The sequence below is a fragment of the Vibrio sp. J2-3(2022) genome (assembly GCF_021725735.1).
In the GTDB taxonomy this organism is placed as follows: domain Bacteria; phylum Pseudomonadota; class Gammaproteobacteria; order Enterobacterales; family Vibrionaceae; genus Vibrio; species Vibrio diabolicus.
Genome location: NZ_JAKKCK010000003.1, coordinates 58,230 through 82,363, shown reverse-complemented (window position 1 = coordinate 82,363; position 24,134 = coordinate 58,230). Strand labels below are relative to the sequence as shown.

Annotated in this window: 22 protein-coding genes and 1 other annotated feature; of the genes, 16 read left to right on the top strand and 6 right to left on the bottom strand. The window is 44.6% G+C overall.

The window, feature by feature from the left end; genetic code table 11:
• Positions 1–16: 16 nt before the first annotated feature.
• From L3V27_RS12820 to L3V27_RS12810, 3 genes are all read left to right on the top strand, one after another.
• Positions 17–1,765 carry a sensor domain-containing diguanylate cyclase gene (locus L3V27_RS12820; RefSeq protein WP_085343974.1) on the top strand — a complete coding sequence of 583 codons (1,749 nt, stop codon included), beginning with the start codon at positions 17–19 and terminating at the stop codon, positions 1,763–1,765.
• 240 nt (positions 1,766–2,005) lie between these two features.
• Positions 2,006–4,360: an aerobic respiration two-component sensor histidine kinase ArcB gene (gene arcB, locus L3V27_RS12815; protein ID WP_237311997.1), complete on the top strand. Its 2,355-nt coding sequence runs from the start codon at positions 2,006–2,008 to the stop codon at positions 4,358–4,360.
• 1 nt (position 4,361) lies between these two features.
• Positions 4,362–4,811 (top strand): hypothetical protein, encoded by a 450-nt coding sequence (locus L3V27_RS12810; protein WP_237311995.1) that lies wholly within the window; start codon positions 4,362–4,364, stop codon positions 4,809–4,811.
• An 83-nt stretch (positions 4,812–4,894) separates the two neighbouring features.
• Here the strand turns inward: L3V27_RS12810 and arcA are convergent, their stop codons facing one another.
• Positions 4,895–5,611, bottom strand: a complete 717-nt coding sequence (gene arcA, locus L3V27_RS12805; protein ID WP_005381824.1) for a two-component system response regulator ArcA — start codon at positions 5,609–5,611, stop codon at positions 4,895–4,897.
• 361 nt (positions 5,612–5,972) lie between these two features.
• Here arcA and L3V27_RS12800 point away from each other — a divergent pair, with 361 nt between their 5' ends.
• On the top strand, positions 5,973–6,380 hold the full coding sequence (locus tag L3V27_RS12800) for a DUF3293 domain-containing protein (RefSeq protein ID WP_031780532.1): 408 nt from the start codon (positions 5,973–5,975) through the stop codon (positions 6,378–6,380).
• 55 nt (positions 6,381–6,435) lie between these two features.
• A complete protein-coding gene (locus L3V27_RS12795) occupies positions 6,436–6,918 on the top strand; it encodes a putative 4-hydroxy-4-methyl-2-oxoglutarate aldolase (RefSeq protein ID WP_005396309.1) in 483 nt (160 codons plus the stop codon).
• Here the strand turns inward: L3V27_RS12795 and L3V27_RS12790 are convergent.
• Entirely contained in the window at positions 6,915–7,385 is a 471-nt protein-coding gene (locus tag L3V27_RS12790) for a hypothetical protein (protein ID WP_046873974.1), read from the bottom strand. The genes L3V27_RS12795 and L3V27_RS12790 overlap by 4 nt on opposite strands.
• Before the next feature lie 425 nt (positions 7,386–7,810).
• Between L3V27_RS12790 and thrL the strand changes: the two genes are divergently transcribed.
• The 5 genes from thrL to L3V27_RS12765 all read left to right on the top strand — a co-directional run bounded on the left by thrL (position 7,811) and on the right by L3V27_RS12765 (position 13,492).
• Positions 7,811–7,888: a thr operon leader peptide gene (gene thrL, locus L3V27_RS12785; RefSeq protein WP_074192076.1), complete on the top strand. Its 78-nt coding sequence runs from the start codon at positions 7,811–7,813 to the stop codon at positions 7,886–7,888.
• Positions 7,824–7,943, top strand: a sequence feature (Thr leader region). Its footprint overlaps the gene before it by 65 nt.
• Positions 7,944–7,996: 53 nt before the next feature.
• Complete coding sequence (thrA, locus tag L3V27_RS12780; RefSeq protein WP_237311993.1) at positions 7,997–10,456, top strand: bifunctional aspartate kinase/homoserine dehydrogenase I; 2,460 nt, start codon at positions 7,997–7,999, stop codon at positions 10,454–10,456.
• Positions 10,457–10,476: 20 nt separating this feature from the next.
• Positions 10,477–11,433 carry a homoserine kinase gene (gene thrB, locus L3V27_RS12775; RefSeq protein WP_237312191.1) on the top strand — a complete coding sequence of 319 codons (957 nt, stop codon included), beginning with the start codon at positions 10,477–10,479 and terminating at the stop codon, positions 11,431–11,433.
• Positions 11,430–12,710, top strand: coding sequence for a threonine synthase (gene thrC, locus L3V27_RS12770; RefSeq protein WP_170892369.1), 1,281 nt, complete (start codon positions 11,430–11,432; stop codon positions 12,708–12,710). The genes thrB and thrC overlap by 4 nt, the downstream gene beginning before the upstream one ends.
• Positions 12,711–12,832: 122 nt before the next feature.
• Positions 12,833–13,492 (top strand): NAD(P)H-dependent oxidoreductase, encoded by a 660-nt coding sequence (locus L3V27_RS12765; protein ID WP_237311992.1) that lies wholly within the window; start codon positions 12,833–12,835, stop codon positions 13,490–13,492.
• Between the two features lie 94 nt (positions 13,493–13,586).
• Here the strand turns inward: L3V27_RS12765 and grcA are convergent, their stop codons facing one another.
• Entirely contained in the window at positions 13,587–13,964 is a 378-nt protein-coding gene (gene grcA, locus L3V27_RS12760; RefSeq protein WP_005381814.1) for an autonomous glycyl radical cofactor GrcA, read from the bottom strand.
• Between the two features lie 326 nt (positions 13,965–14,290).
• On the opposite strand from grcA, the gene nfo reads away from it, so the two are divergent.
• From nfo to L3V27_RS12745, 3 genes are all read left to right on the top strand, one after another.
• Entirely contained in the window at positions 14,291–15,178 is an 888-nt protein-coding gene (nfo, locus tag L3V27_RS12755) for a deoxyribonuclease IV (RefSeq protein ID WP_134647771.1), read from the top strand.
• A gap of 283 nt (positions 15,179–15,461) precedes the next feature.
• Entirely contained in the window at positions 15,462–16,142 is a 681-nt protein-coding gene (ung, locus tag L3V27_RS12750) for a uracil-DNA glycosylase (protein ID WP_005396298.1), read from the top strand.
• A gap of 112 nt (positions 16,143–16,254) precedes the next feature.
• Positions 16,255–16,806, top strand: a complete 552-nt coding sequence (locus L3V27_RS12745) for a hemerythrin domain-containing protein (RefSeq protein ID WP_005396296.1) — start codon at positions 16,255–16,257, stop codon at positions 16,804–16,806.
• A gap of 232 nt (positions 16,807–17,038) precedes the next feature.
• Here L3V27_RS12745 and L3V27_RS12740 read toward each other — a convergent pair whose 3' ends face one another.
• Positions 17,039–17,224, bottom strand: coding sequence for a DUF3545 family protein (locus L3V27_RS12740; RefSeq protein WP_005396294.1), 186 nt, complete (start codon positions 17,222–17,224; stop codon positions 17,039–17,041).
• Between the two features lie 721 nt (positions 17,225–17,945).
• Between L3V27_RS12740 and L3V27_RS12735 the strand changes: the two genes are divergently transcribed.
• Positions 17,946–19,379 (top strand): sodium:alanine symporter family protein, encoded by a 1,434-nt coding sequence (locus tag L3V27_RS12735; RefSeq protein ID WP_005396293.1) that lies wholly within the window; start codon positions 17,946–17,948, stop codon positions 19,377–19,379.
• Positions 19,380–19,490: 111 nt separating this feature from the next.
• Positions 19,491–20,267, top strand: coding sequence for a peroxide stress protein YaaA (gene yaaA / locus L3V27_RS12730; protein WP_237311990.1), 777 nt, complete (start codon positions 19,491–19,493; stop codon positions 20,265–20,267).
• 109 nt (positions 20,268–20,376) lie between these two features.
• Here the strand turns inward: yaaA and srmB are convergent, their stop codons facing one another.
• Together srmB and L3V27_RS12720 are read right to left on the bottom strand one after the other, a co-directional pair.
• On the bottom strand, positions 20,377–21,600 hold the full coding sequence (srmB, locus tag L3V27_RS12725; protein ID WP_114323164.1) for an ATP-dependent RNA helicase SrmB: 1,224 nt from the start codon (positions 21,598–21,600) through the stop codon (positions 20,377–20,379).
• Positions 21,601–21,707: 107 nt separating this feature from the next.
• Positions 21,708–22,427: a tRNA1(Val) (adenine(37)-N6)-methyltransferase gene (locus tag L3V27_RS12720; RefSeq protein WP_134647773.1), complete on the bottom strand. Its 720-nt coding sequence runs from the start codon at positions 22,425–22,427 to the stop codon at positions 21,708–21,710.
• Between the two features lie 330 nt (positions 22,428–22,757).
• Between L3V27_RS12720 and brnQ the strand changes: the two genes are divergently transcribed.
• Positions 22,758–24,068 carry a branched-chain amino acid transport system II carrier protein gene (gene brnQ / locus L3V27_RS12715; RefSeq protein WP_006742676.1) on the top strand — a complete coding sequence of 437 codons (1,311 nt, stop codon included), beginning with the start codon at positions 22,758–22,760 and terminating at the stop codon, positions 24,066–24,068.
• Positions 24,069–24,134 lie beyond the last annotated feature (66 nt).

Below are 24,134 nucleotides of genomic sequence, written 5' to 3'. Positions count from 1 at the left end.
TTTAAAGGTTTAAACGATGGATCAGTTACTCAATTGGCTTTGGGATGGTCAAGGCGGTTATGGCTATGTCGTCTTGTTATTAATTGCTAGCGTGTGCGCGTTAGCACTGATCTATTTGCACTTTCAAACATCACTTAAGCAACTCGTAACGGATTCACCCTATCCAGTCATAGTGCTGGATACTGGCCATGCTCAGATCTTGTTATCTAACCAAGCTGCGATGCAGTTATTAGGTATTCGCTCTCTAGGCACGGGATATTTGTATCCCGCTTTATTCGATATTCGTGAGCTTGAGTCGTTTCTCGACAGTGTCTCTAGTCGTCATTTTAGCCAGCAGGTATTTGATTGGCGCTTATCTGAAAGCGAATCTATCAAGGTGGAGTTGTCAGGAAGAAAGAGTTTGCTGCGCAATCACCGTGTTTGGATCATCTACGCGCAGCCATATCAATCCACTCATCAAGAGCAGCAACAAGAGCTTGCGCAATTAACGATCGCCCGTTCGGCACTAGACTCACTCTCTGAGTTAATCTGTACCCAAGATCGCCAAGGGAATTTATTAACGACGAACCGAGCATTTGATCAATTTTGGGAAGGGCGAAGGGAAGAAGCCTGCGCATCAAAGGCTTCCATGGGTGAGGCTACCAGAAAGAGTGAGCGCAAGTGGACGACGGATCCACAAGGTCGCAGTTGCTTATTGGAAGTGAATCAAAACTCCCTTGTGTCACCGAGTGGTGAGCTGATCGGTACATTATCCATTAGTCATGATGTGACCGAGTGGCACAAAATGCAGCAAAACCTGAGAGATGAAATGGAGCGGCGTAAAGATACAGAAGTTGCGTTGGCGCAAAGGGATACTATCTTACAAACTATTCTTGACGCTAGCCCTGACTCTATCGGTATCTTCAATGAGAATATGGTCTATCAAGCGTGTAATAAACCGTTCGTTAATGCATTAGGTATTTCAGACGTGTCTGATTTGATCGGTAAGCGCCTTCAAGATGTCATTCCTGAAGAGATGTACGCTCGCTTAGCCGCTAGTGATTTGGATGCATTGCGTCAGTCAGAGCCTGTCCGATACATAGATAAAGTCGTTAGCAGTGATGGCAAAAGTACGTGGTTTGATGTGGTGAAATCGCCTTTTAAAGATAAAGCTTCAGGAACGAATGGTGTGTTGATCATGGCGCGTGATATTTCTGAACGTTACCTTGCCGAACAAAAGTTGGAGAGAGCCAATTTAGAGTTAGAAAAGTTGAGCTTTATGGATAGCTTAACTCAGGTATCGAACCGACGCCGCTTCGATGAACAACTGCAGGTACTATGGTACCACCATGCCCGCGAAAAGCTGCCGCTCACTATCATGTTGTGTGACATCGACTTTTTCAAAGATTACAACGATTGTTACGGCCATCAGCAAGGTGATGAAGCATTGGTCAGTGTTGCTACCGTATTCACAAAAGTCATCAATCGCTCTTCGGATTGTGTTGCGCGTTATGGTGGTGAGGAGTTTGGTTTTATCCTGCCGAATACCACAACGGAAGGCGCGAGCAATGTAGCGCAGCGTATTCATGAACAAATTCGACAACTCGATATGGAGCACGACAGCTCAGAAGCTTCGGAACGTCTCACGGTCAGTATCGGTCTTGTCTCTTATATTCCTCAACATGGTGATGAACCGGAAATGGGTATTGCCATGGCTGACAGTGCGCTATACCAAGCCAAAGCGGATGGACGTAATCGCACCTGTATTCACCCCAGTTCTTGCTAACGCTTTGTGACCGCTTGCTCTAAGTTGATAGCTGATTGTTTAAATCGCCGTATTAAACACGTTAAACTTACCGAAGCCTGTGCGTTCGTTGGTTAACTTATCTTTTTATCTTGTTTAGCAAGCGCAGTTCGCACTACGTATTTTTCACTAATCACACAGACCTAAATTGCGTTAGGCCGAATATGTCTGCTCGTTTTTTATCATTGAGGGCAACATCTAGCCAGCACCATGGAGTAGTTAATGAAACCCATGAAAAATCTCGCCCAGTATTATGTCGACTTGCTAGTCAAACTGGGGATTGTTCGTTTCTCGATTTTGCTGGCCCTTGCGCTGGTGGCATTAGCCGTTGTGGTGCAGGTGGGGATTACTTTAGCTCTCAAGGGGCGAGTCGACGATATCGACATTGTCCGTTCGGTGTTTTTTGGTCTCTTGATTACACCTTGGGCGGTTTATTTTCTTTCTGTTGTTGTTGATCAGCTAGAAGAGTCTCGCCAGCGTTTAACCAAGTTGGTGTCCAAACTGAAAGACATGCGCTCGCGAGACCAAGAACTGAATTATCAACTGCAACAAAACATCGAAAAGCTCAACCAAGAAATTGAAGAGCGCATTAAAGCAGAAGAAGCTCGTGAAGAGGCGATGCAAGATCTCGAAAACGAGGTGTTCCAACGAGAGCGTACTCAGTTAGAGCTTGCAGAACGCACTGCACTACTGCGTTCATTTATTGATGCCTCGCCAGACTTAATTTACTACCGCAATGCCGATGGTGTGTTCTCCGGTTGTAACCGGGCAATGGAAGAGCTAACGGGCAAGAAAGAGCACCAGTTAGTCGGATTAAGCCCTTGGGATGTTTATAGCAAAGAAATCGCTGAGCACATCGTTGATACTGACCAAAAGGTCTTCGCCGATAATCAAGCCATCACTTACGAGCAGTGGCTAGAGTATCCTGATGGACGCAAACATTACTTTGAACTGCGTAAAGTGCCGTTTTACAGCAAAGATGGTCGTCACCTTGGCTTGGTAGGTTTTGGCCGTGATATCACTGAACGTAAACGTCATGAAGAGTCGTTAGAGAAAGCAAGCCGTGATAAAACTACTTTCATCTCAACCATCAGTCATGAACTGCGAACGCCACTAAATGGCATTGTGGGCTTAAGTCGTATGCTTCTCGATAGTCCATTGACAGAAGAGCAGCGCAAACACATGCAGACCATCAATGTGAGTGCGATTACGCTAGGTAACATCTTCAACGATATTATCGATATGGATAAGTTTGATCGCCGCAAGCTAGAACTATTACCTGCGCCACTTAACTTCGAAGACTTCGTCGCTGAGATTGAAAGCATCTCAGCTTTGATGGCGGAGCAAAAAGGGCTGCGCTTTGACTTAGAACGTTTGAGTGATTTACCAAAAGCAATTGAAGTGGATGCGACCCGTTTGCGTCAGGTAATTTGGAACTTGGTCAGCAACGCAATGAAGTTTACCAAAGAAGGTGGCGTTGTGATGACGGTGAGCGCGGATGTAGAAGACGATTTTGCCACCATTATTATGGAAGTGGAAGACACAGGTATTGGTATACCGGAAGATGAGCTCGATAAAATCTTCGCCATGTATTACCAAGTGAAATCAGGTAAAGACAACCTGCATGCTGTCGGGACTGGTATAGGCTTGGCGGTGTCAAAACAGCTGATCAATATGATGGATGGTGACATTACGGTTACCAGTGAAGAAGGTTTTGGTAGTACTTTTACCGTATCGATTCACGTTCCTATTGTGGAACTCGAAGAACCTGTCATTGATGCAAAACGCGATAATGTGCATCTCAACATCTTTATGGTTGAAGACATTGAGCTTAACGTCACCGTGGCCAAATCGTTGCTTGAGAGCTTAGGACACTCCGTTACCGTGGCGATGACGGGACAAGAAGCGCTCGTGAACTTTGTGCCAGAAAAATATGACTTGGCGTTGTTGGATATTCAGCTGCCTGATATGACGGGGTTTGATGTCGCAAATTATTATCGCGAGCATTATAACAATCTGCCTCCATTGGTCGCCCTAACAGCTAATGTGATGAAAGATCGTCGTGAATACTTAGATAACGGTATGGATGATGCCATCAGTAAACCGCTTGCTGTGAATGCCATTCAGTCTGTAATTGATAAATTCTTCGCGCATCAGGTAGAGCCGCAAGAGCAACCTGAGAGCGTTCCAGAAACAGTGGAAGAGCCGACCCCTTCTCCTGTGATTGAGACACACTTGCTCGATATGGATATGTTAGAGTCTTACGTCGACATTGTTGGTGCCAAGCCGGTCTACGACAGCATAAAAATGTTTGAAGACATGATGCCAGACTATATTGATGTCTTAGACTCAAACATGACGGCAAAAGATCAAGATGGGATTGTTTCTGAAGCGCATAAAATTAAAGGCGCTGCAGGTTCGATTGGCCTCAAACGTATCCAAAGTGTGGCGCAGAAAGCGCAATCTCCCGATATGCCAGCATGGTGGGAAAACATTTCAGACTGGGTTGAAGAGATCAAAAATGAATACCAAAACGATATTCAAGTCCTCAAAAGTTGGTTGGAACAAAGGAAATAACATGAAAAAAATCGCACCGTTGGCGTTGGTTATAGCATTTATGGCAGGCTGCAGTTCCGTTCCAAGTGTGAACTGGCAACAAAACAGTCAGATTACGATTAACCAGGTGAATGTCGAGCTCAAAAGTAACTTATGGGTGAACCTGATGCCGACTGTTGGGGAAGTACAAGAGCAAAGCATTCAAGGATCACTTTACCTTGAAGGAGACCAGTTACTCCCAGCCAACCTGACTGCCGAAGCGCTTATCATCAAGCAAGGGGAAAAAGAGTGGTGGGTGGATGAAGACTCTTTAGAAACTCGAACTCATAGTGAGAGCCAATGGGAAGTAGCCTTCACGTCTCAGGTAGACGCGGACACAGAAAAATCGGTTGATATCGCGGTACTTTTAGACGACGCAGGTAAACAGCGCTGGTTAGTGGAAAAGTACGTGAAGATTAACAAGGTTTATTAGATTCAGTGATTATCCGCTAATTGCTAAACCCAAAATAAAAGGGCTTGCTCAATGAGCAAGCCCTTTGCGTATTAGCGATTCAATTAGTCTTCTAGATCGCCACAGAAGCGGTAACCTTCGCCGTGGATAGTCGCGATGATTTCAGGAGTACCTGAAACAGACTCAAAGTGTTTACGAATGCGACGAATCGTTACGTCTACAGTACGGTCATGCGGCTTAAGTTCACGGCCAGTCATCTTCTTAAGAAGATCGGCACGAGTTTGAATCTTACCTGGGTTCTCACAGAAGTGCAGTAGAGCTCGGAACTCAGAGCGAGGGAGCTTGTAGCTATCACCAGCAGGGCTTACTAGAGAGCGACTGTTGATGTCCAGTACCCAACCATTGAATTCATACTTTTCTACTGAGCGTTTCTCTTCTTGCACCGCGTTAGAGCTCATTGAGCGGCTAAGTAGGTTGCGAGCACGAATAGTCAGTTCACGTGGGTTGAATGGTTTAGTGATGTAGTCATCTGCACCAATCTCAAGACCTAGGATCTTGTCCACTTCATTGTCACGGCCTGTCAGGAACATTAAAGCAATGTTCGCTTGTTCGCGTAGTTCACGCGCTAACAGAAGGCCATTCTTGCCTGGAAGATTAATGTCCATAATAACCAAGTTGACTGAGTTGTCAGACAACACTTGGTGCATCTCTTCACCGTCACTGGCTTCAAAAACAGCGTATCCCTCTGCTTCAAAAATACTCTTAAGAGTGTTACGAGTTACTTGCTCATCTTCAACGATAAGAATCTGCGGGGTTTGCATTGGCGGTACCTAAATTTGTGACAAAATTGTGCTAATAGAATAAATTCTAGGCAAAAATATAACATACAGGTAATGTGATTTTGATAATAAATCAAGTTGATCAAAAAAACACTTCTTTCAGTTATCCGCCCTCCATGGAATTTTGCCAACTCACCAGTATCCAATGGCGACGTTTATTCTAAAGGGCTTGTTTACCTTTCATTTCCTGCTTTCTGTGGGGCCTGAAACGTAAACACCCTAAGATATGGAGCGGATTTTATATTGTTAACAGCATGCTAACAATGCTCAAATGTTAATTCCATTCAGTTTGTTGATTTATATCAATTGATGAAATGTAACTGTTATTAATCGTTTAAGACTTATGATAGAAAAAAGTAATACGAACATAGACGCATCGTTATGGAATGCTTATTCAGAATCTTTTTTCAGATTCGAGGCCGAGTGGTGCGTTTCAAACTACGCTGTGATAACCGCTTGGAACCCATACAGTAATTTGCGGTCCAAAGAAGAGAACTGCATAAGCAATCAAGCATTAGAAACGCTACTACAGCACGTTAATTACGCGCCTATCACAGTAGGTGACAGCTCTTTTACATGGTATGAGGAAAGCTTTGCCGTCGAGTTATCACCAGAGGCGGCGGTCGCATTGGCGAATGACTTTCAACAAAACGCGATTTACTACGTCATTGATGATCAACTTTACCTTATTGCGTGCTCACAGCCGAAAGTGTTGCATAAGTTAGGCTCCCTTAAGCCTCGACTCGTATAGGAAAGGATACTACTCACCGAAGCACTGCTTGGGTGAGAAAATTCACGGAGGAAATATGAGAGACATTACACCCGATATTTGTGACCAATTTGAAGACCAAGTTACCCTGCTTACTTTGCCACTGCAGAACTTTGGTCAACGCACCGCTTTTTACGGAGAAATTGTCACAGTGCGTTGCTATCACGACAACTCAAAAGTACGTGAAGTACTGGGCGAAGATGGGACGGGGAAAGTATTGATTGTTGACGGACATGGTTCGTGTCAGAAAGCATTGCTTGGCGATCAATTAGCAATACTCGGAATAGAAAATGGGTGGGAAGGCATTATTGTCTATGGTGCAATACGCGACGTAGCACAAATATCTCAGATGGACATTGGTGTGCAAGCACTTGGTACCAATCCGTTTAAGACAGAGAAGCGAGGTATGGGAGAGGTCAATGTGACCTTAACGATGCAAAACCAAATCGTGCAGCCGAAGCATTATGTGTACGCTGATTGGAATGGTGTGTTGATTTCAAAGCAAAAATTAGATTTCTAAAAACGAAAGCCTAAACCTACCTCAATACCTTGTTGCCAATCTTGGTAATCAAGAGTCGCGTGAAAATCCAGTTTATCGGTGATTTTTACGCGACTTGAGACTTCAGCTGCGAGGCTGCTGTCTTCTTGTCGAATACCTTCCGCAGTCTCATTCTTGTAAGAGCGAACCGTACTTTTTAGTGTGACACGATCATTGAAGTGATAGCTGATCCCACTCAAAAAACCGCTTTGGTTTTGGGTTGGAGAGTTGTTGACTCGTGCACCGACGTAAACGTCTACGGAGTCAAAGAGTTCGTACGCATAACCCGTGTCGATATTCCAAACATCGAAACTGTCAGATTGATAGCTGTCGCTGGAAATAAACAGTTTATGAGGAGAAGGGGATGTTTTGCCTGGAAGAGGCGGAAGCTCGTTCGCTAGACAAACGCCAGGCACAAAAAACAGCAACAGAAAAAGCCCTCTTTTCATGCTCACCACTCCTTGTGTCAACTTTTTTATTAGTATGTGCCCAAAGCTTCTCACTATTAAAGCATAGAATATGAAAGCTAGCTCACCTATTTTCTAAATAATTCGATCCTGTGAACATAGGTCACAGTTAAGTTGTTGTTAAGTGTCAACAACTCCCTTTCATAATTTGATCTTACGCTTTATGACGAAGATCAGACTAGTTATGGAGTAAAAAGTGAGACTGATGACGATGGGATGAGCCCCCTACAAAAATAAGCGACAGATTTCCTAACGAGCAATAACATCCAATTAGCTTTAAATATCAATAAGATTGCTTAGCAGAAATCGCTGTAAGACTGAAAAACAAACAATTTTTTGTTGACTATGAATCGGAAACTCGGTAAACGTAGGGTTAAGCAAACACAATTAACGTTGAATATTTATTTATGCCATCTAACAGCCTAGTAGTAATGACCACGACCATTATTATTACCGACACGACACATGTTGGGGCAGGCTGCTGAGCGAAAGAAATTCACAAAAAAGGCCTGTATCCAACAAGATACAGGCCTTTTTTTATGCTTTTTTATCCAGAATTTAGACAAGTTTGAGAAGATATACCGGAGGAAGGGATGCGAGTATTGAAGTTTGGCGGTTCATCACTAGCTGATGCAGATCGCTTTTTAAGAGCGGCAGACATCATTGCCAATAACGCTCAACAAGAAGAAGTGGCGGTTGTTCTTTCAGCCCCAGGTAAAACAACAAATAAGTTGGTTGCGGTCATTGAAGGCGCGTTGCGCAATGGTGAAGCAGAGCTGCAAATCAAAGAGTTGGATGAATCGTTTAAAACGCTCTTCACTCAAATCCAAGCAGTACTCCCCAATATTGATGGTTCAGCTTTCGATAACCAAGTGAAAACCTCGCTATCTCAATTACGTCAATTTGTTCACGGCATCAATCTATTAGGTATGTGCCCAAACAACGTAAATGCGCGCATTATTAGTAAAGGTGAGCGTGTTTCCATTCAGTTGATGAAAGCTGTCTTGGAGGCGAAGGGACAACAAGCGAGCTTGATCGATCCTGTCGAGTATCTGTATGCCCAAGGTGATCATCTTGAAGCTATGGTTGATGTGGATATTTCAACGCAAAACTTCCGTCAAAAACCCCTTCCTCAGGGTCATGTGAACATTATGCCGGGCTTTACAGCTGGCAACGAAAAAGGAGAGCTTGTCACGCTTGGTCGGAATGGCTCTGACTACTCGGCAGCGGTTCTTGCAGCTTGCTTACGCGCAGACTGTTGTGAAATCTGGACCGACGTTGATGGTGTATACAACTGTGACCCACGTTTAGTCGAAGATGCTCGCCTGCTTAAATCACTAAGCTACCAAGAAGCGATGGAGCTTTCTTATTTTGGTGCTTCCGTTCTGCACCCGAAAACCATCGCCCCTATTGCTCAATTCCATATTCCATGTCTGATCAAAAACAGCTTTAACCCTCAAGGTGCAGGTACTCTTATCGGCCAAGATACTGGTGAAGATAATCTTGCGATCAAAGGTATTACAACACTTAACGACCTAACCATGGTTAACGTATCAGGCCCTGGTATGAAAGGCATGGTAGGCATGGCGAGTCGTGTATTCGGTGCGATGTCTTCTGCTGGTGTATCTATTGTTCTGATCACTCAGTCTTCTTCTGAATACAGCATCAGCTTCTGTATTGAGGCTGAAGATAAAGCGAAAGCGCAGCAAGTGCTGGCAGATGCGTTCGAGCTAGAACTGAAAGATGGCTTACTAGAACCGGTCGAGTTTATTGATAATGTTTCAATCATTACGCTTGTTGGTGACGGTATGCGCACATCGCGTGGTGTGGCTTCTCGCTTCTTCTCTTCTCTTGCTGAAGTGAACGTGAACATCGTGGCGATAGCACAAGGCTCATCAGAACGTGCGATTTCTGCCGTTATTCCAGAAGACAAAATTTCTGAAGCGATCAAAGCGTGTCACGAAAACCTATTCAACTCGAAACACTTCCTCGATGTGTTCGTTGTTGGTGTCGGTGGTGTGGGTGGCGAGCTGGTGGATCAGATCGAACGCCAACAAGTCAAACTGGCTGAGAAAGGCATTGTGATTCGAGTTTGTGGCTTAGCAAACAGCAAAGGTCTTTTGCTTGATAGCGAAGGCTTACCGCTCGAGCACTGGCGTGATCGTATGTCAGCAGCCACAGAAGAGTTCAGCCTAGCGCGTCTGATTTCTTTGGTACAACGCAATCATATTATCAACCCAGTATTGGTTGATTGTACGTCCAGTGAAGGCATTGCTAAACAATACGCCGACTTCCTAGCGGCAGGTTTTCATGTTGTAACACCAAACAAAAAAGCAAACACAGCAAGCATGGCGTACTACCATCAGCTTCGCGATGTGGCTCGTAGCTCCCGTCGTAAATTGATGTATGAAACAACCGTAGGTGCAGGCCTACCGGTTATTGAAAACTTGCAAAACCTAATTTCTGCAGGCGATGAACTGGAGCGTTTCAGCGGTATTCTTTCGGGTTCTCTTTCTTATATTTTCGGTAAGTTAGATGAAGGAATGAGCTTAAGTGAAGCGACGAATATCGCAAAAGAAAATGGCTTTACTGAACCAGATCCTCGTGATGACCTGTCTGGTATGGATGTCGCGCGTAAGCTGTTGATCCTAGCTCGTGAAGCGGGCATGTCACTAGAGCTTGAAGATGTTGTTGTTGACCAAGCGCTACCGCCAGGTTTTGATGATTCAGGCAGTGTTGATGAGTTTATGGCGCGTCTTCCAGAGGCAGACGCTTACTTCAAAGAGTTATCGGCTAAAGCAGCAGAAGAAGGCAAAGTACTGCGTTACGTTGGTGAAATTAACGAGGGCAAGTGCACAGTAAGCATCGCTGCGGTGGATGAAAACGATCCGATGTATAAAATCAAAGACGGTGAAAACGCACTGGCATTTTACAGCCGTTACTACCAGCCAATCCCACTTGTGTTGCGTGGCTATGGCGCAGGTACTGAGGTAACGGCTGCGGGTGTATTCTCTGACGTGATGCGTACTTTAGGTTGGAAACTAGGGGTATAACAAGAATGAGTTCAAGTGATATGGATGTAGTGGTTTATGCCCCAGCATCAATTGGTAATGTAAGTGTTGGTTTTGATGTATTGGGGGCGGCGGTGTCCCCAGTGGATGGGACCTTGCTAGGTGACAGAGTGCAAGTTAAGGCAGGGGCTGAGCCGTTCAGTCTGAAAACTGCGGGTAATTTTGTCTCTAAGTTGCCTACAGAGCCAAAAGAAAACATCGTTTACGATTGTTGGCTGGTGTTTTCTCGCGAGCTAGATAAAAAAGGTGTTGAGCTAAAACCACTTGAAATGACGCTAGAAAAGAACATGCCAATAGGCTCAGGTTTAGGCTCAAGTGCATGTTCTATCGTGGCGGCGCTGGATGCCTTAAACCGATTCCATGGTCAACCGCTGAATGAGACTGAGCTGCTAGCACTGATGGGGGAAATGGAAGGCAAAATCTCTGGTGGTATTCACTACGATAACGTCGCGCCGTGTTACCTTGGTGGTGTCCAGTTGATGCTTGAAGAGCTTGGTATCATTAGCCAAGAAGTGCCTTGTTTTGATGATTGGTACTGGGTCATGGCGTATCCGGGAATCAAAGTATCAACAGCAGAAGCGCGTGAGATCCTACCATCTCAATACCGCCGACAAGATATCATCGCTCATGGTCGTCACCTTGCGGGCTTTATTCATGCGTGTCATTCTGGTCAGCCAGAGCTAGCTGCAAAAATGATCAAAGACGTGATCGCAGAACCGTATCGTGAGAAACTGCTTCCGGGCTTTGCGAATGCACGTCAATACGCAGCCTCTGCGGGTGCATTGGCTACCGGTATTTCTGGCAGTGGGCCGACACTGTTCAGTATTTGCAAAGAGAAAGATGTCGCTGAGCGAGTTGCTCGCTGGTTAGAACAGAACTACGTACAAAACGAAGAAGGATTCGTCCATGTTTGTCGTCTAGATAAGCAGGGTTCGAAAGTAACAGGAAGTGAGCTATGAAGCTTTACAATATAAAAGAAAATGATGAACAAGTTTCCTTTGGCCAAGCCGTTCGCCAAGGGTTAGGCCGTAACCAAGGTCTATTTTTCCCATCGGAATTACCAAAGTTTGAAGACGTTGATGCGCTACTGGCAGAAGACTTTGTCTCTCGTAGCACGAAGATTTTATCAGCGTTTATCGGTGATGAGCTGGCGGAAGAGCAAGTCAACGCGCTTGTGGACGCAGCGTTCCAATTCCCGGCGCCAATCAATCAAGTCAAAGATGGTGTTTACGCGTTAGAGCTTTTCCATGGTCCAACGCTGGCATTTAAAGATTTTGGCGGTCGCTTTATGGCGCAATCTCTTGCGGCGGTATCGGACGGTGGCAAGATCACCATTCTGACTGCGACTTCTGGCGATACTGGCGCAGCCGTTGCGCACGCTTTCTATGGTATGGAAGACATCAACGTTGTGATTCTTTACCCGAAAGGCAAGATCAGCCCACTGCAAGAGAAGCTATTCTGTACGCTAGGCAAGAACATTCACACTGTCGCGATCGATGGCGACTTCGATGCGTGCCAGGCTCTGGTTAAGCAAGCTTTCGATGATTCCGCACTGCGTGAAGAGATCGGCCTGAACTCTGCAAACTCAATCAACATCAGCCGTTTGATGGCGCAAATCTGTTACTACTTTGAAGCAGCCGCGCAAATGAGTAAGGAAGAGCGTGAAAACCTAGTCGTGTCTGTACCAAGTGGTAACTTCGGTAACCTGACGGCAGGTCTACTGGCAAAAGCGCTGGGTCTGCCGATCAAACGCTTCATTGCTGCAACCAACGCCAATGACACCGTGCCACGCTACCTAGAAACAGGTAAGTGGGAGCCAAAACCAACGGTTGCAACGACATCGAACGCAATGGATGTAAGTCAACCGAACAACTGGCCGCGTATTGAAGAGCTCTGCCGAGTGAAAGAGTGGGGCCTAGAGACACTAGGTAAAGGCGCGGTTTCAGATGAGCAAAGCGCACAATCTGTGAAAGACTTGTACTCATTGGGCTACCTATGTGAACCGCACGGTGCGATTGCTTACCGCGTTCTTGAAGAGCAACTGCAAGAAGGTGAAACCGGTCTGTTCCTATGTACTGCTCACCCTGCGAAGTTCAAAGAAGTGGTGGATGACATTTTGCAATCTGACATCGAGCTTCCTGCACCGCTAGCGAAGCACGCGGCGATGGAACTGCTATCGGAAGAGCTAGACGCAGACTTTGATGCATTGAAACAAGTACTGCGCCGCGTACAGTAATTATTAAAATGATGAACGACGAAAGGTGAATGAGCAATCATTCGCCTTTTTTATTGTCGGTAAGTTTTGACTCTCTTTATGATTGAGAAACGAACTTAACTAAATGAGATGGAAAGAAAAGCATGCATTTTTTGATTTTCCTTGGCTCAGTGAGAGACAGCACGCCACCACGACCAGCCCGCTTGGGCATGCGAGTGAGTAGAGCTTGTGAAACGTTGTTTAAGAATCAGTATTCGCAACATACCGTCGAAATCATTGACCCATTGAACTACGACTTTGACGACGTGTTTAAGCCTGAGTTTGCTTATCATCGCGCTAAAGTGCCAGCCCACTTGAGAGAACTGGCGGACAAAATTAAAAGTGCCGATGGCTATGTGATGGTCAGTCCGGAATATAACCATTCGATGAGTCCTGCCTTGGCTAATATGCTTAACCATTTTGGTAGTTCGCTGTTTTCTTATAAGCCAAGTGCTATCGTGACCTATTCTGCTGGGCAATGGGGTGGTGCTCGTGCTGCAGTGTCGATGCGTACTTTCTTATCTGAGCTGGGGTGCTTGCCTGTGTCGGCAATGATCCACATTCCGAAAGCGCAAGAGGTGTTTGATGAACAGGGCGTCGTTGCGGATGAGTCTGAGCAGACGCAGTGGGACAGCTATATGAATCGCACAATACATCAACTCATTTGGTGGGCTGAAGGCGCTTCACAACAAAGAGAAAGGCTTGACCCAACCTCACTGGCTGAAGTGTTTAAGAAGGATCCGTCACAGAGAAATGCTCCGTAAAGGAACAGAACGGTTAGATGCATGGAAAAACAAAAAAAGCTTGGTCATTGCTGACCAAGCTTTTTAAATTCTAGCGAGCTAGTTTACTGAGAAATTATAGAGTCTCAGTAAAAGTACGAGCGATTACGTCACGTTGCTGTTCTGGAGTCAGCGAGTTGAAACGTACTGCGTAACCAGAAACACGGATAGTTAGTTGTGGGTATTTCTCTGGGTGTGCAACTGCATCTTCTAGTGTTTCGCGTTTAAGCACGTTCACGTTTAGGTGTTGACCACCTTCGATGCGAGGAGCTGTTTCGATTGCTACTTCACGGCTTTCGTATTCACCTAGATCGCTGATTGCGATAACTTGGTCTGCTTCGTAGCCAGCAGTTGCAGCAACACAACGAGCTTCATTTTTTTCGCTATCTAATAGCCAGATAGAGTTTAGTAGGTCGTCGTTTGCCGCTTTTGTAATTTGGATACCTTGGATCATCACTATCTCCTAGACCACTTACGTGGTGATTATTGGTGTTAATTTTCGAATTTTCGTTGAGCTGAGTATTATATAGCTAATATCCACTATTTTAATATTGATTTAAGTCAAAAAACAACCAAAAACATTATTTTTATTAAGGTAATTTTGTTGAGTTAAATCAATAAAACCTTTGAAAACAAACTAATTACAATTTATTTGATAATATAAAAAATATTTAATAACTTATTTTGTTGTAAATTTACTACAAATTGAGCTTAAAGTTTAAACTGATTAACGCAACTATCTGTATTTAGGTAGCAATACTGAAAGTCTAAAGTGATTAAATGACAAACATGAAAAACAAGCTTGGGAATAAACTCATTGGTGCACATGTCTCTGCTGCTGGTGGGGTCGATCAAGCGCCGTTGAGAGCTCGCGAAATTGGCGCGAATGCGTTCGCACTATTTACAAAAAACCAACGCCAGTGGGTGGCGAAGCCTTTAGAAGCAAAAACCATCAGTGCGTTTAAAGCGAACTGTAAAATGCTGGGTTTCGGCGCAGAACATATTCTTCCCCATGACTCTTATCTAATTAACTTAGGTGCACCAGAAGCGGATAAGTTGGATAAGTCACGCGCTGCATTCATCGATGAGATGGAGCGTTGTAATCAATTGGGTTTAACGTTGCTGAACTTTCACCCTGGGAGCCACTTAAAGAAAGTCTCGGAACAGGAGTGCTTAGCGACGATCGCTGAGTCGATCAATCTTGCGCACAAAGCGGTGCCGAATGTGATCGCGGTAATCGAGAATACGGCTGGTCAGGGTACAAACCTAGGTTGGAAGTTTGAGCACCTTGCTGAAATCATCGAGCAAGTGGAAGACAAAGAACGTGTTGGTGTATGTCTCGATACTTGCCACACGTTTACCGCCGGTTACGATCTGCGTACTAAAGAGGATTGTGAGCATACCTTTGCGGAATTCGACCGTATTGTTGGGATGCACTATTTAAGAGCAATGCATCTAAATGATTCAAAAGTTGAGTTTGCCAGCAAAGTGGATCGCCACCACTCATTAGGCAAAGGAGAAATCGGGTGGGATTGCTTTGAGTACATCGCGAAAGACTCTCGATTTGATGGTATCCCTCTGATTTTAGAAACAATTGATCCGGACATCTGGCAGCAAGAAATCAACGCACTGCGTCAGTTTCATCTAGCGGCGATAGGTAACCAATGATGTGATCACAGAGTTGGCACCTTTCTTTCTTAGCCACTTAAGTCAATTTGAATTAAGAAAGAAGGATGCCACTATGTCTCGACCACTCTCTTTTGCTTCTTACGCATATAGCCGCCGCGTGCTTCGTTTGCCGATGCCTAATCGTCACATTACAGGACAGGGGCATTTTCGAACGCCACAGAAGCATTAGTCCTTTATTACTGTTCTCAAGTTCGTGGTAAGTTTTTGTTTGTTTGGGTTTCGCTCGTTAGAATAGAAGCAAAATTTAGGACAGGAACTTTCCATGAATCAGTCACCCACTTGGCACGATGTGATCGGCGAAGAGAAAAAGCAGAGCTACTTTGTAGACACTTTGAATTTTGTAGAAGCAGAACGCGCCGCAGGCAAAGCGATTTTTCCGCCAGCGAAAGATGTCTTTAATGCGTTTCGTTTTACCGAGTTTAACGATGTTAAAGTAGTGATTCTGGGGCAGGACCCATACCATGGTCCAAATCAGGCGCATGGCTTGTGCTTTTCCGTTCTTCCTGGAATCAAAACGCCACCATCACTCGTTAATATGTATAAAGAGCTGGCTCAAGATATTGAAGGGTTCCAAATCCCTCAGCATGGATTCTTACAAAGCTGGGCAGAGCAAGGTGTATTGCTGCTCAATACGGTATTGACGGTTGAGCAAGGTAAAGCGCATTCACATTCAAAAACGGGGTGGGAAACGTTCACTGACCGAGTGATTGAAGCGATAAACCAGCATCAGGAAGGCGTGGTGTTTTTATTGTGGGGCTCTCACGCTCAGAAGAAAGGGCGCTTTATTGATCGCAATAAACATCATGTGTTAGCCGCACCACATCCATCACCACTCTCAGCACACCGAGGTTTTTTTGGTTGTAAGCATTTCTCTCAAGCAAACCAGTTACTTGCCTCGCAAGGAAAAGCACCAATCAACTGGCATTTGCCATTAACTGTATAAAAGAAGAGACAGCGATAATGCTGCCATTATCGCTGTTTTTTTGAGCACGCTCGAGGCTGATGGCAAATTTCTCATGTACACTTATTAAAAGTAGGTGTTAAGGAGAGACGCTATGATGATCGAAAGAATTCGACGCGAACACGGCTATATGGTTCGTCTGTTGGCGATACTGCGCCATAAACTTAATGAGATAAAAGAAGAACGTGCGATCAACTACGCATTAGTAAGCGAGATAGTTGATTACCTCTCTAATCATTCAGAAAAAGTTCACCATCCGAAAGAAGATATTCTCTATCACCACTTTCTGGAGCACTATGGTAAGCAACAGACCATGGAAAACTTAGAGAAAGAACACCAAGAGCTAGCAAGTAAAACCAAAGAGTTTGCTTCCTTGATAGAGATGATCCTGCAGGATGCTGTTGTGCCTCAAGACATGTTTGTGGCCCACCTAGAGGATTTCATTGAATCACAAAGACGTCACTTGGAGTTAGAGGAACGAAAAATCCTGCCTCTCATTGAGGAGCTGTTCACTACCGAGGATTGGCAGCATGTTGAAAGCTTATGGAGCGTCAGTGAAGATGACCCAGTTTTTGGTGACACCATCGCCGATCGTTATAAACAGTTAGCTGAACGTGTGCGTCAAAGTGATGCTGAGTATGTTTAAGTGTGTGCGATGAAACCTGAGTGAGCGAAAGTATCACTCGGGTTTGTTAGCTGCATTTCTTATTTATTGAGAATTGGACGCAAATTTATCTTTTGCGCTTCTCAACCAAAAGACAGGAAAATTCCTATTGAGTAATAACGGTACTCATACTCAAATCCTAGCGCTTAAACACGTCGTTTACGGTTACTGTAAACAAAAACAAAAGGCACCCTTAAGGTGCCTTTTGTTTGAATTAGAGTTTAATGTCTTCCAAGTTGTAGTCGGTACAGGCATCAAGTTCGCGTAGCTCTTTAAGCAAATTGCGCCTGTCGTTCATCTCTTCTATTTCACGCCACTTTCGCTTTACTGGTTTGGCACGAGATTTGGTTGTTGAGGTAGTATCCAGATTAAAAATGTCATCTAGTTGAAAGCCTTCCATAAGCCACCTTTACCTTTCTTAAGCTAAACTGTTGTAACCAGTCCTTGTGGAGTTTTTTAAGTACCACAATAGCCGTGAGAATAACCATGATATATTTCGCATTTGTGTCGGTAGCATGACATTTTCGTGCAAAAATATTCTCAAAATCACACTTTTCATGGCAATGTGATGGCTAAAAAATGCACAAACGATCTCAAGAAAACGATTAAATAGAGAGATTTTCAATGTTAATTCAATTTGGCGAGTGGGGGGACAGTGCAAAGGTCAAAGTTGCATAAAACCAGTTTGATGAAATAGTGTTCAATTAGATGGTAAGGCACTAGAGCAAATTTATGTAACACCTTGTGAATACTAGCTTGCTCTTAATTATATGGGTCTCCGTTCTGTTTGGTGGGCGATAATTATTTATGTTGGCATTTGGTAATTGAAATGTTGCGACTTATGGGTGTTAAGTCTTCCATTTATGTTATTTTTTGGTGACTTTATAGTGAAAAATAACAATGTTATTATCATGATTGCATATTGATTTTTGCGCTCCTAGGTTGCATTATCCGCCCGTCAAAAAATACGCTGGTACGTAAAATGGATGCATGAAGCGACGTTTACGATTCTAGATTGCCCATAAACATTACTTAAAAAGCTAAGCACACTTTGACACTTAGCAGGCAATTTGGTGGATGGCTTGGACGCATAGACCGGCGCAACTCACTTTGAGGTACACATGACAGACTTAATCAATTTGATGAACGATCTCCTTTGGGGTTCGATTCTGGTTTATCTTCTTGTTGGTGTTGGTATTTACTTCACCGTTCGATTAGGGTTCATTCAGTTCCGCCATTTCGGCCACATGTTCTCTGTTCTTAAGAACAGTCGTAAAGCAGACAAAGCTGGTATTTCTTCTTTCCAAGCGCTTTGTACTAGTCTTGCTGCACGTGTTGGTACAGGTAACATGGCGGGCGTTGCAGTTGCATTGACTGCAGGTGGTCCTGGCGCGATCTTCTGGATGTGGCTGATCGCAATGCTTGGTATGGCAACGTCGTTTGCAGAGAGTACTCTGGCGCAGCTATACAAAACCAAAGATGATGATGGCAACTACCGTGGTGGTCCTGCCTACTACATGGAAAAAGGCCTGGGCATGCGTTGGATGGGCGTATTGTTCTCAGTTTTCCTAATCATCGCTTTTGGTTTGGTATTCAACGCCGTACAAGCTAACTCAATTGCAAATGCAATGAGCACAGCATTTGGTTGGAGTGACCTGTACGTTGGTATCGCGGTTGTAGTACTGTCTGCGATTGTAATTTTCGGTGGTATCAAGCGTATCGCAAAAGTCGCAGAGATGATCGTTCCGATCATGGCGCTGCTTTACTTGGCTCTAGCACTGTTCATCATGTTCTCTAATCTAGAGAAGCTACCTGATGTATTAATGCTTATCTTTAAGAGTGCATTTGGTCTGCAAGAAGCGGCGGCTGGGGGTCTTGGCTACGCGATTGCACAGGCAATGATTAACGGTATTAAACGCGGTCTATTCTCGAACGAAGCGGGTATGGGTTCTGCGCCAAACGCGGCGGCTTCAGCAACGCCTTACCCACCACACCCTGCATCTCAAGGTTATGTTCAGATGCTAGGTGTATTTATGGATACGATCGTTATCTGTTCAGCGACAGTGGCTATCATCCTGATGTCAGGTGAGTATGTCGGTCAAGCAACAGAAGTGACGGGTATCGAGCTAACTCAGCGTGCATTGAGCTCGCAAGTTGGTGATTGGGGTGGCATCTTTGTTGCCGTGGCAATCTTCTTCTTTGCATTTACATCAATCATCGCGAATTACTCGTACGCTGAAACGAACCTAATCTTCCTAGAGCACAACCATAAGGCGGGCCTAAGCATTTTCCGCGTTGTTGTTCTTGGTATGGTGATGTTTGGTGCACTTGCTTCGCTCCCAGTCGTATGGTCACTTGCTGATGTTTCGATGGGGCTGATGGCGATAGTCAACTTGGTGGCAATCATCTTGCTATCTGGCATCGTGATTAAGCTAGCAAAAGATTACAACCGCCAACTTGGTGAAGGTAAAGTACCAACGTTTGATGCGAATGACTTCCCTGAGCTGAAATCTCAGCTTGAAGAAGGCATTTGGTACAACGATAAAAAAGACTAAGTGAGCTATCACTCATAGTTGAAAGCTATTAGTACGATGTAAAAAGCCATGCAGACAATGCATGGCTTTTTTTGTACCCTATTAAAAAACAAAATTAGAGAAGGGAAAGTCATGCTTATCGTAGTTTCTCCAGCGAAGACTCTTGATTACGAGTCTCCGTTAGCGACAGAAAAATTTACTCAACCTGAGTTGGTCGAATACTCAAAAGAGCTTATCGATGTTTGCCGCAAACTGACTCCTGCTGATGTTGCCTCTTTAATGAAAGTGAGCGACAAGATTGCCGATTTGAATGTCGGGCGATTTCAAGAGTGGAGTGAAACGTTTACCACAGAAAACTCACGACAAGCGATCCTAGCGTTTAAAGGTGATGTTTACACAGGACTAGACGCCGAAACCTTATCTGAGGCGGACTTCGAATATGCTCAAGATCATCTGCGCATGTTATCTGGCCTCTATGGTTTACTAAAACCACTCGACTTGATGCAGCCATACCGTCTTGAAATGGGTACCAAGCTTGCAAACGACAAGGGCACGAACTTGTACCAGTTTTGGGGCAATGTGATTACGGATAAGCTGAATGAAGCGATTTCTGCTCAAGGTGGTAATGTGCTTATCAACCTTGCATCAAATGAATACTTTAAAGCGGTGAAGCCAAAGCACTTAGATGCGCAAGTGATCACGCCAGTATTCAAAGATTGTAAGAATGGCCAATACAAGGTCATCAGCTTCTACGCGAAGAAAGCGCGCGGCATGATGGCGCGTTACATCATCGAAAACCGTATTGAGAGCGTGGCAGACCTGACTAAGTTTGATACGGCGGGTTACTACTTTGTTGAAGATGAATCGACACCAACAGAGTTAGTATTTAAACGCGAAGAGCAAAACTAAAACTGATTGAGACGTAGTCTACGTTAATCTCCATCAGTACAAACGAAAAAGGGTTGGCAGTACCAACCCTTTGTTATGTTTTAGCTTGGGCTATTTCGCCCCAATAAGATTACTTCTTCTTAGCGGTTTTCTTTTTCGCTGGCTTCTTCTTGTCTTCTTTTTTCTTTTTCTTCTTAAACACAGGTTTTTTGTGTTTTGGACGCATCTCTTTTACGAAACGCTCTTTGATGTCTTCTTTCACGTAACGTGCAACGCGATCCATCATTGGTTGGTCGTGTGCTTCTACGATTGAGATAGCATTACCTTTCTTACCCGCACGAGCCGTACGGCCAATACGGTGAAGGTAAACATCAGCCGTACGTGGCATGTCGTAGTTAATAACGTGTGACACATCTGGAAGATCGATACCACGCGCCGCTACGTCTGTCGCGAGCAGCACGTTCACAGTACCATCACGGAAACGTGTAATCGCGTTATTACGACGATCTTGAGGCATTTCACCTTGAATCCAAGAACATGGAATCTGTGCGCTCTCAAGCTGCGCTCGTAGCTCTGCCAAACGCTCACGTGTCTTCAAGAAGACGATGGTGCGTTCTGCTTGTTGAGTAATAATGTGTTTTAGTAATTCAAGCTTGTGTTCTGCATCATCAGCACGGTGGTACCACTGAGCAATCTTCTTACGCTCACGCAGTGGCGATTTTGCATCGATCTCTGCTGGGTCATTCAACAGATCAGCGGTAAAGCCTTCTACGCCTTTACCCTCTAAAGTTGCTGAGAACAGAAGGGTTTGTTTACGCCAGCGGCACTCGTTAGATAGACGATCGACAGTAGGAGCAAAACCCATGTCTAGCATACGGTCTGCTTCATCCAGAATTAACCATTCAATCGCACGGCAATCAAAACGCTCTGCATCAATGTATTCTTTTAAACGGCCAGGCGTTGCAACCACAATGTCTTGTGTTGTCGCAAGGATATCGGCGTGCTCTTGGTATTGAACACCACCTGTGATGGTGAAAATGTTCAGTTTAGTGTTTTTTGCCAAAGCTCGTGCTTGATCAGCGATTTGCATCGCCAATTCGCGCGTTGGCGTTAGGATCAAAATACGCGCAGGTCCAGGCTTGCGACGAGGGAAGTCTTGCAAGTATTGCAATGCAGGCAGAACGAAGGCTGCCGTTTTACCAGTACCTGTTGGCGCTGACGCTAGAATGTCACGACCATCCAACGCTTGTGGAATCGCTTCTGCCTGAATTTTTGTTGGGCGTTCGTAACCCATCTCTTCAATGGCTTCAAGTAGGTTTTGGTCTAGATCAAGTTCAGCAAAGGTTCTGATCACAATGAGTTCTCCACAAGCAAAGCTTGGTTAATGGTTCGCCACAACAGCATAGAATACAAAAAGGTCGCACATTATAAAGTGATTGGTGATAAGGATCACATGTTATTTCACATCTTAAGATAAAACTCGCGGGTTAATTGGACGAAATCGTCACTGTAACCGTCATGCGAATGAATTATTAAATGTGATTCTTGAGTATCGCAAGGCTGCTTCGCCAGTTCAAATAACAGTCGATGTACCGGTTTCTTTTCTGATGGCTGTACACGACAGACTCGCGATAGATGCCAACCTTGGTGTAATGCTAGTTCAATAAACCGTTCGCCTTCGGTGATTGGTAACACAAAATTAGCTTTCCCTTGTTCATCAAGCAACTGATAGCAACGTTGTAGCAATGCGTTGTGGCGTAGCGTATCAGTGTGCCTCGCGGTTGCACGTTGACTGTGTTTCGATTGCTCGCCGCTATTGAAGTAGGGCGGATTACAAATGATACGTTGGAATGGATGCGTCGGCGTAAAGTCTAGTACGTCAGAATGATGCACACTCACACGAGCTGACCAAGGCGACTGAACCACATTTTTTTGCGCAGCTTCAATGGCTGTTAATTCAATATCGACCGCGGTTACTTGAGCTTCTGTAAAGCGTTGGGCACACATCAGGGCAAGCAACCCGGTGCCAGTGCCAATATCGAGAATTTGAGCGTTGTTCGGGCTTTGAATCCAAGCACCAAGCATGACCCCATCAGTGCTGACGGGCATACCACTCTCGCCGCCCTCAATACAAAATTGCTTAAAATTGAAGCCTTTAGTTTTCAGTTTTTTGCTCTTCATGATTGTTTTATGTTTGCTCAATAATTAAGTGAATTTCTCTATTGTTTCTTAATTGTATAGATTGTTGTTTTGTTGGTTATTAAATTGTATTGTTAATTGATCGAGATAAAGAACTGGTCTGTTATTTAGATCTGGTTATATCCACTGCTTTTAAGTTTGAAAACTAAATTAATATGGTGTTTTTTTCTTAAAGGTTGCCAAATGATGAGTCTTTCGTCATTATGCGGCGAAAATTTTATAGATTGAACCACGTGTACTTATTGACTTTAGGTATACAAAAAGTGGTCTAAGCATACACAACATTCATTAATTAAAAGACAAGGGTTATCTGTGAAGCAGACGTTAAAACTAACAGATATTATCGCAGTAGGCTTTATGCTATTTGCGTTCTTTTTAGGTGCGGGCAATATCATCTTTCCACCTCTAGCGGGTCAGCTAGCCGGTGAAAACTTAATGCCAGCGATGTTTGGTTTCTTGCTAACAGCGGTAGGTCTACCTCTTATTACTATCGTTGCTATTGCTGTTGCTGGTGGTTCTTGGGATCACTTAACGCAAGACCTTCCGAAAAAAGCAGCGGTTATTATGGCTGCGTTGATCTTCATCATCATCGGTCCTGCATTTGCTGCGCCTCGTACTGGCCTAGTGGCTTACGAGATGGCGGTGAAACCTTTCTTCCTTGAAGCGTCACAAACGCATCTCACTGCATTTTCAGTGATCTTCTTTATTGCGGCGATGATGTTCTCATGGTTCCAAGGCCGTCTTATCGACTTGATTGGTAAAGTGCTGACTCCAGCGCTGTTTGTCGGTTTGATCATTCTTGCTGTCGCGGTATTTATTGATCCTCAAGGTGACATGCTGGGCGCGCACGGTGAGTACTTAACGCAACCACTGACCAAAGGCTTCCTAGAAGGCTACAACACAATGGATACGTTCGCGTCATTGATGTTTGGCATGCTGATGGTTGATGCACTGCGCGGTAAAGGCATTACTGAGCGTTCTGCAACGACTAAATATCTGATCTATGCAGGTTGTATTGCCGCTGCTGGTCTTGCGTTTGTTTACATCTCACTATTCTACTTGGGCGCGACGAGTGCAACTGTTGCTGCTGGTGCAGATAACGGTGGTCTGGTACTTAGCCAATACGTTCAAGCGCTGTTTGGTCCATACGGTCAAATCGTTCTGTCTGTCATTGTATTACTAGCGTGTTTGACAACGGCTATTGGCTTGATTTCTGCGTGTTCAGACTTCTTCAGCTCGAAAACGCCACTGTCATACAAGCAATGGGTACTTATTAACGGTTCTGTTTGTGCGTTGGTTGCGAATGTCGGCCTTGCACAACTGATTTCTCTGTCAGTGCCAGTATTGTTTGCGCTGTACCCTGTGGCGATTGCGTTGGTTGCACTAACATTTGTACGCAGCAAACTGCCAAATCCACGTTTTGCTTACCGCGCGGTACTGCTTGTATCTCTGCTGTTTGCGTTGGTTGACGCGGCAAAAGTATCGGGTGTTGATGTTTCTGCGTTTAACATGTTGCCACTATTCGAAGTGGGTATGGGTTGGGTGCTTCCAACATTTGCGGCTATCGTGTGCATGTTCTTCATCGCGAAACCTCGTCCAGAGCTAGCACAAGAAACAGCGTAATAACTTCGCACTATCAAGATATTAAAAAGCCCGATGAATGACTTCATCGGGCTTTTTATTTTTTAT

What these genes read in the sequence shown, in the direction of transcription:
- L3V27_RS12820 (WP_085343974.1), top strand. Translation starts at nt 17, where the DNA reads ATGGATCAGTTACTCAATTGGCTTTGGGATGGTCAAGGCGGTTATGGC.
- arcB (WP_237311997.1), top strand. Translation starts at nt 2,006, where the DNA reads ATGAAACCCATGAAAAATCTCGCCCAGTATTATGTCGACTTGCTAGTC.
- L3V27_RS12810 (WP_237311995.1), top strand. Translation starts at nt 4,362, where the DNA reads ATGAAAAAAATCGCACCGTTGGCGTTGGTTATAGCATTTATGGCAGGC.
- arcA (WP_005381824.1), bottom strand. Translation starts at nt 5,611, where the DNA reads ATGCAAACCCCGCAGATTCTTATCGTTGAAGATGAGCAAGTAACTCGT.
- L3V27_RS12800 (WP_031780532.1), top strand. Translation starts at nt 5,973, where the DNA reads ATGATAGAAAAAAGTAATACGAACATAGACGCATCGTTATGGAATGCT.
- L3V27_RS12795 (WP_005396309.1), top strand. Translation starts at nt 6,436, where the DNA reads ATGAGAGACATTACACCCGATATTTGTGACCAATTTGAAGACCAAGTT.
- L3V27_RS12790 (WP_046873974.1), bottom strand. Translation starts at nt 7,385, where the DNA reads ATGAAAAGAGGGCTTTTTCTGTTGCTGTTTTTTGTGCCTGGCGTTTGT.
- thrL (WP_074192076.1), top strand. Translation starts at nt 7,811, where the DNA reads ATGCCATCTAACAGCCTAGTAGTAATGACCACGACCATTATTATTACC.
- thrA (WP_237311993.1), top strand. Translation starts at nt 7,997, where the DNA reads ATGCGAGTATTGAAGTTTGGCGGTTCATCACTAGCTGATGCAGATCGC.
- thrB (WP_237312191.1), top strand. Translation starts at nt 10,477, where the DNA reads ATGGATGTAGTGGTTTATGCCCCAGCATCAATTGGTAATGTAAGTGTT.
- thrC (WP_170892369.1), top strand. Translation starts at nt 11,430, where the DNA reads ATGAAGCTTTACAATATAAAAGAAAATGATGAACAAGTTTCCTTTGGC.
- L3V27_RS12765 (WP_237311992.1), top strand. Translation starts at nt 12,833, where the DNA reads ATGCATTTTTTGATTTTCCTTGGCTCAGTGAGAGACAGCACGCCACCA.
- grcA (WP_005381814.1), bottom strand. Translation starts at nt 13,964, where the DNA reads ATGATCCAAGGTATCCAAATTACAAAAGCGGCAAACGACGACCTACTA.
- nfo (WP_134647771.1), top strand. Translation starts at nt 14,291, where the DNA reads ATGACAAACATGAAAAACAAGCTTGGGAATAAACTCATTGGTGCACAT.
- ung (WP_005396298.1), top strand. Translation starts at nt 15,462, where the DNA reads ATGAATCAGTCACCCACTTGGCACGATGTGATCGGCGAAGAGAAAAAG.
- L3V27_RS12745 (WP_005396296.1), top strand. Translation starts at nt 16,255, where the DNA reads ATGATGATCGAAAGAATTCGACGCGAACACGGCTATATGGTTCGTCTG.
- L3V27_RS12740 (WP_005396294.1), bottom strand. Translation starts at nt 17,224, where the DNA reads ATGGAAGGCTTTCAACTAGATGACATTTTTAATCTGGATACTACCTCA.
- L3V27_RS12735 (WP_005396293.1), top strand. Translation starts at nt 17,946, where the DNA reads ATGACAGACTTAATCAATTTGATGAACGATCTCCTTTGGGGTTCGATT.
- yaaA (WP_237311990.1), top strand. Translation starts at nt 19,491, where the DNA reads ATGCTTATCGTAGTTTCTCCAGCGAAGACTCTTGATTACGAGTCTCCG.
- L3V27_RS12720 (WP_134647773.1), bottom strand. Translation starts at nt 22,427, where the DNA reads ATGAAGAGCAAAAAACTGAAAACTAAAGGCTTCAATTTTAAGCAATTT.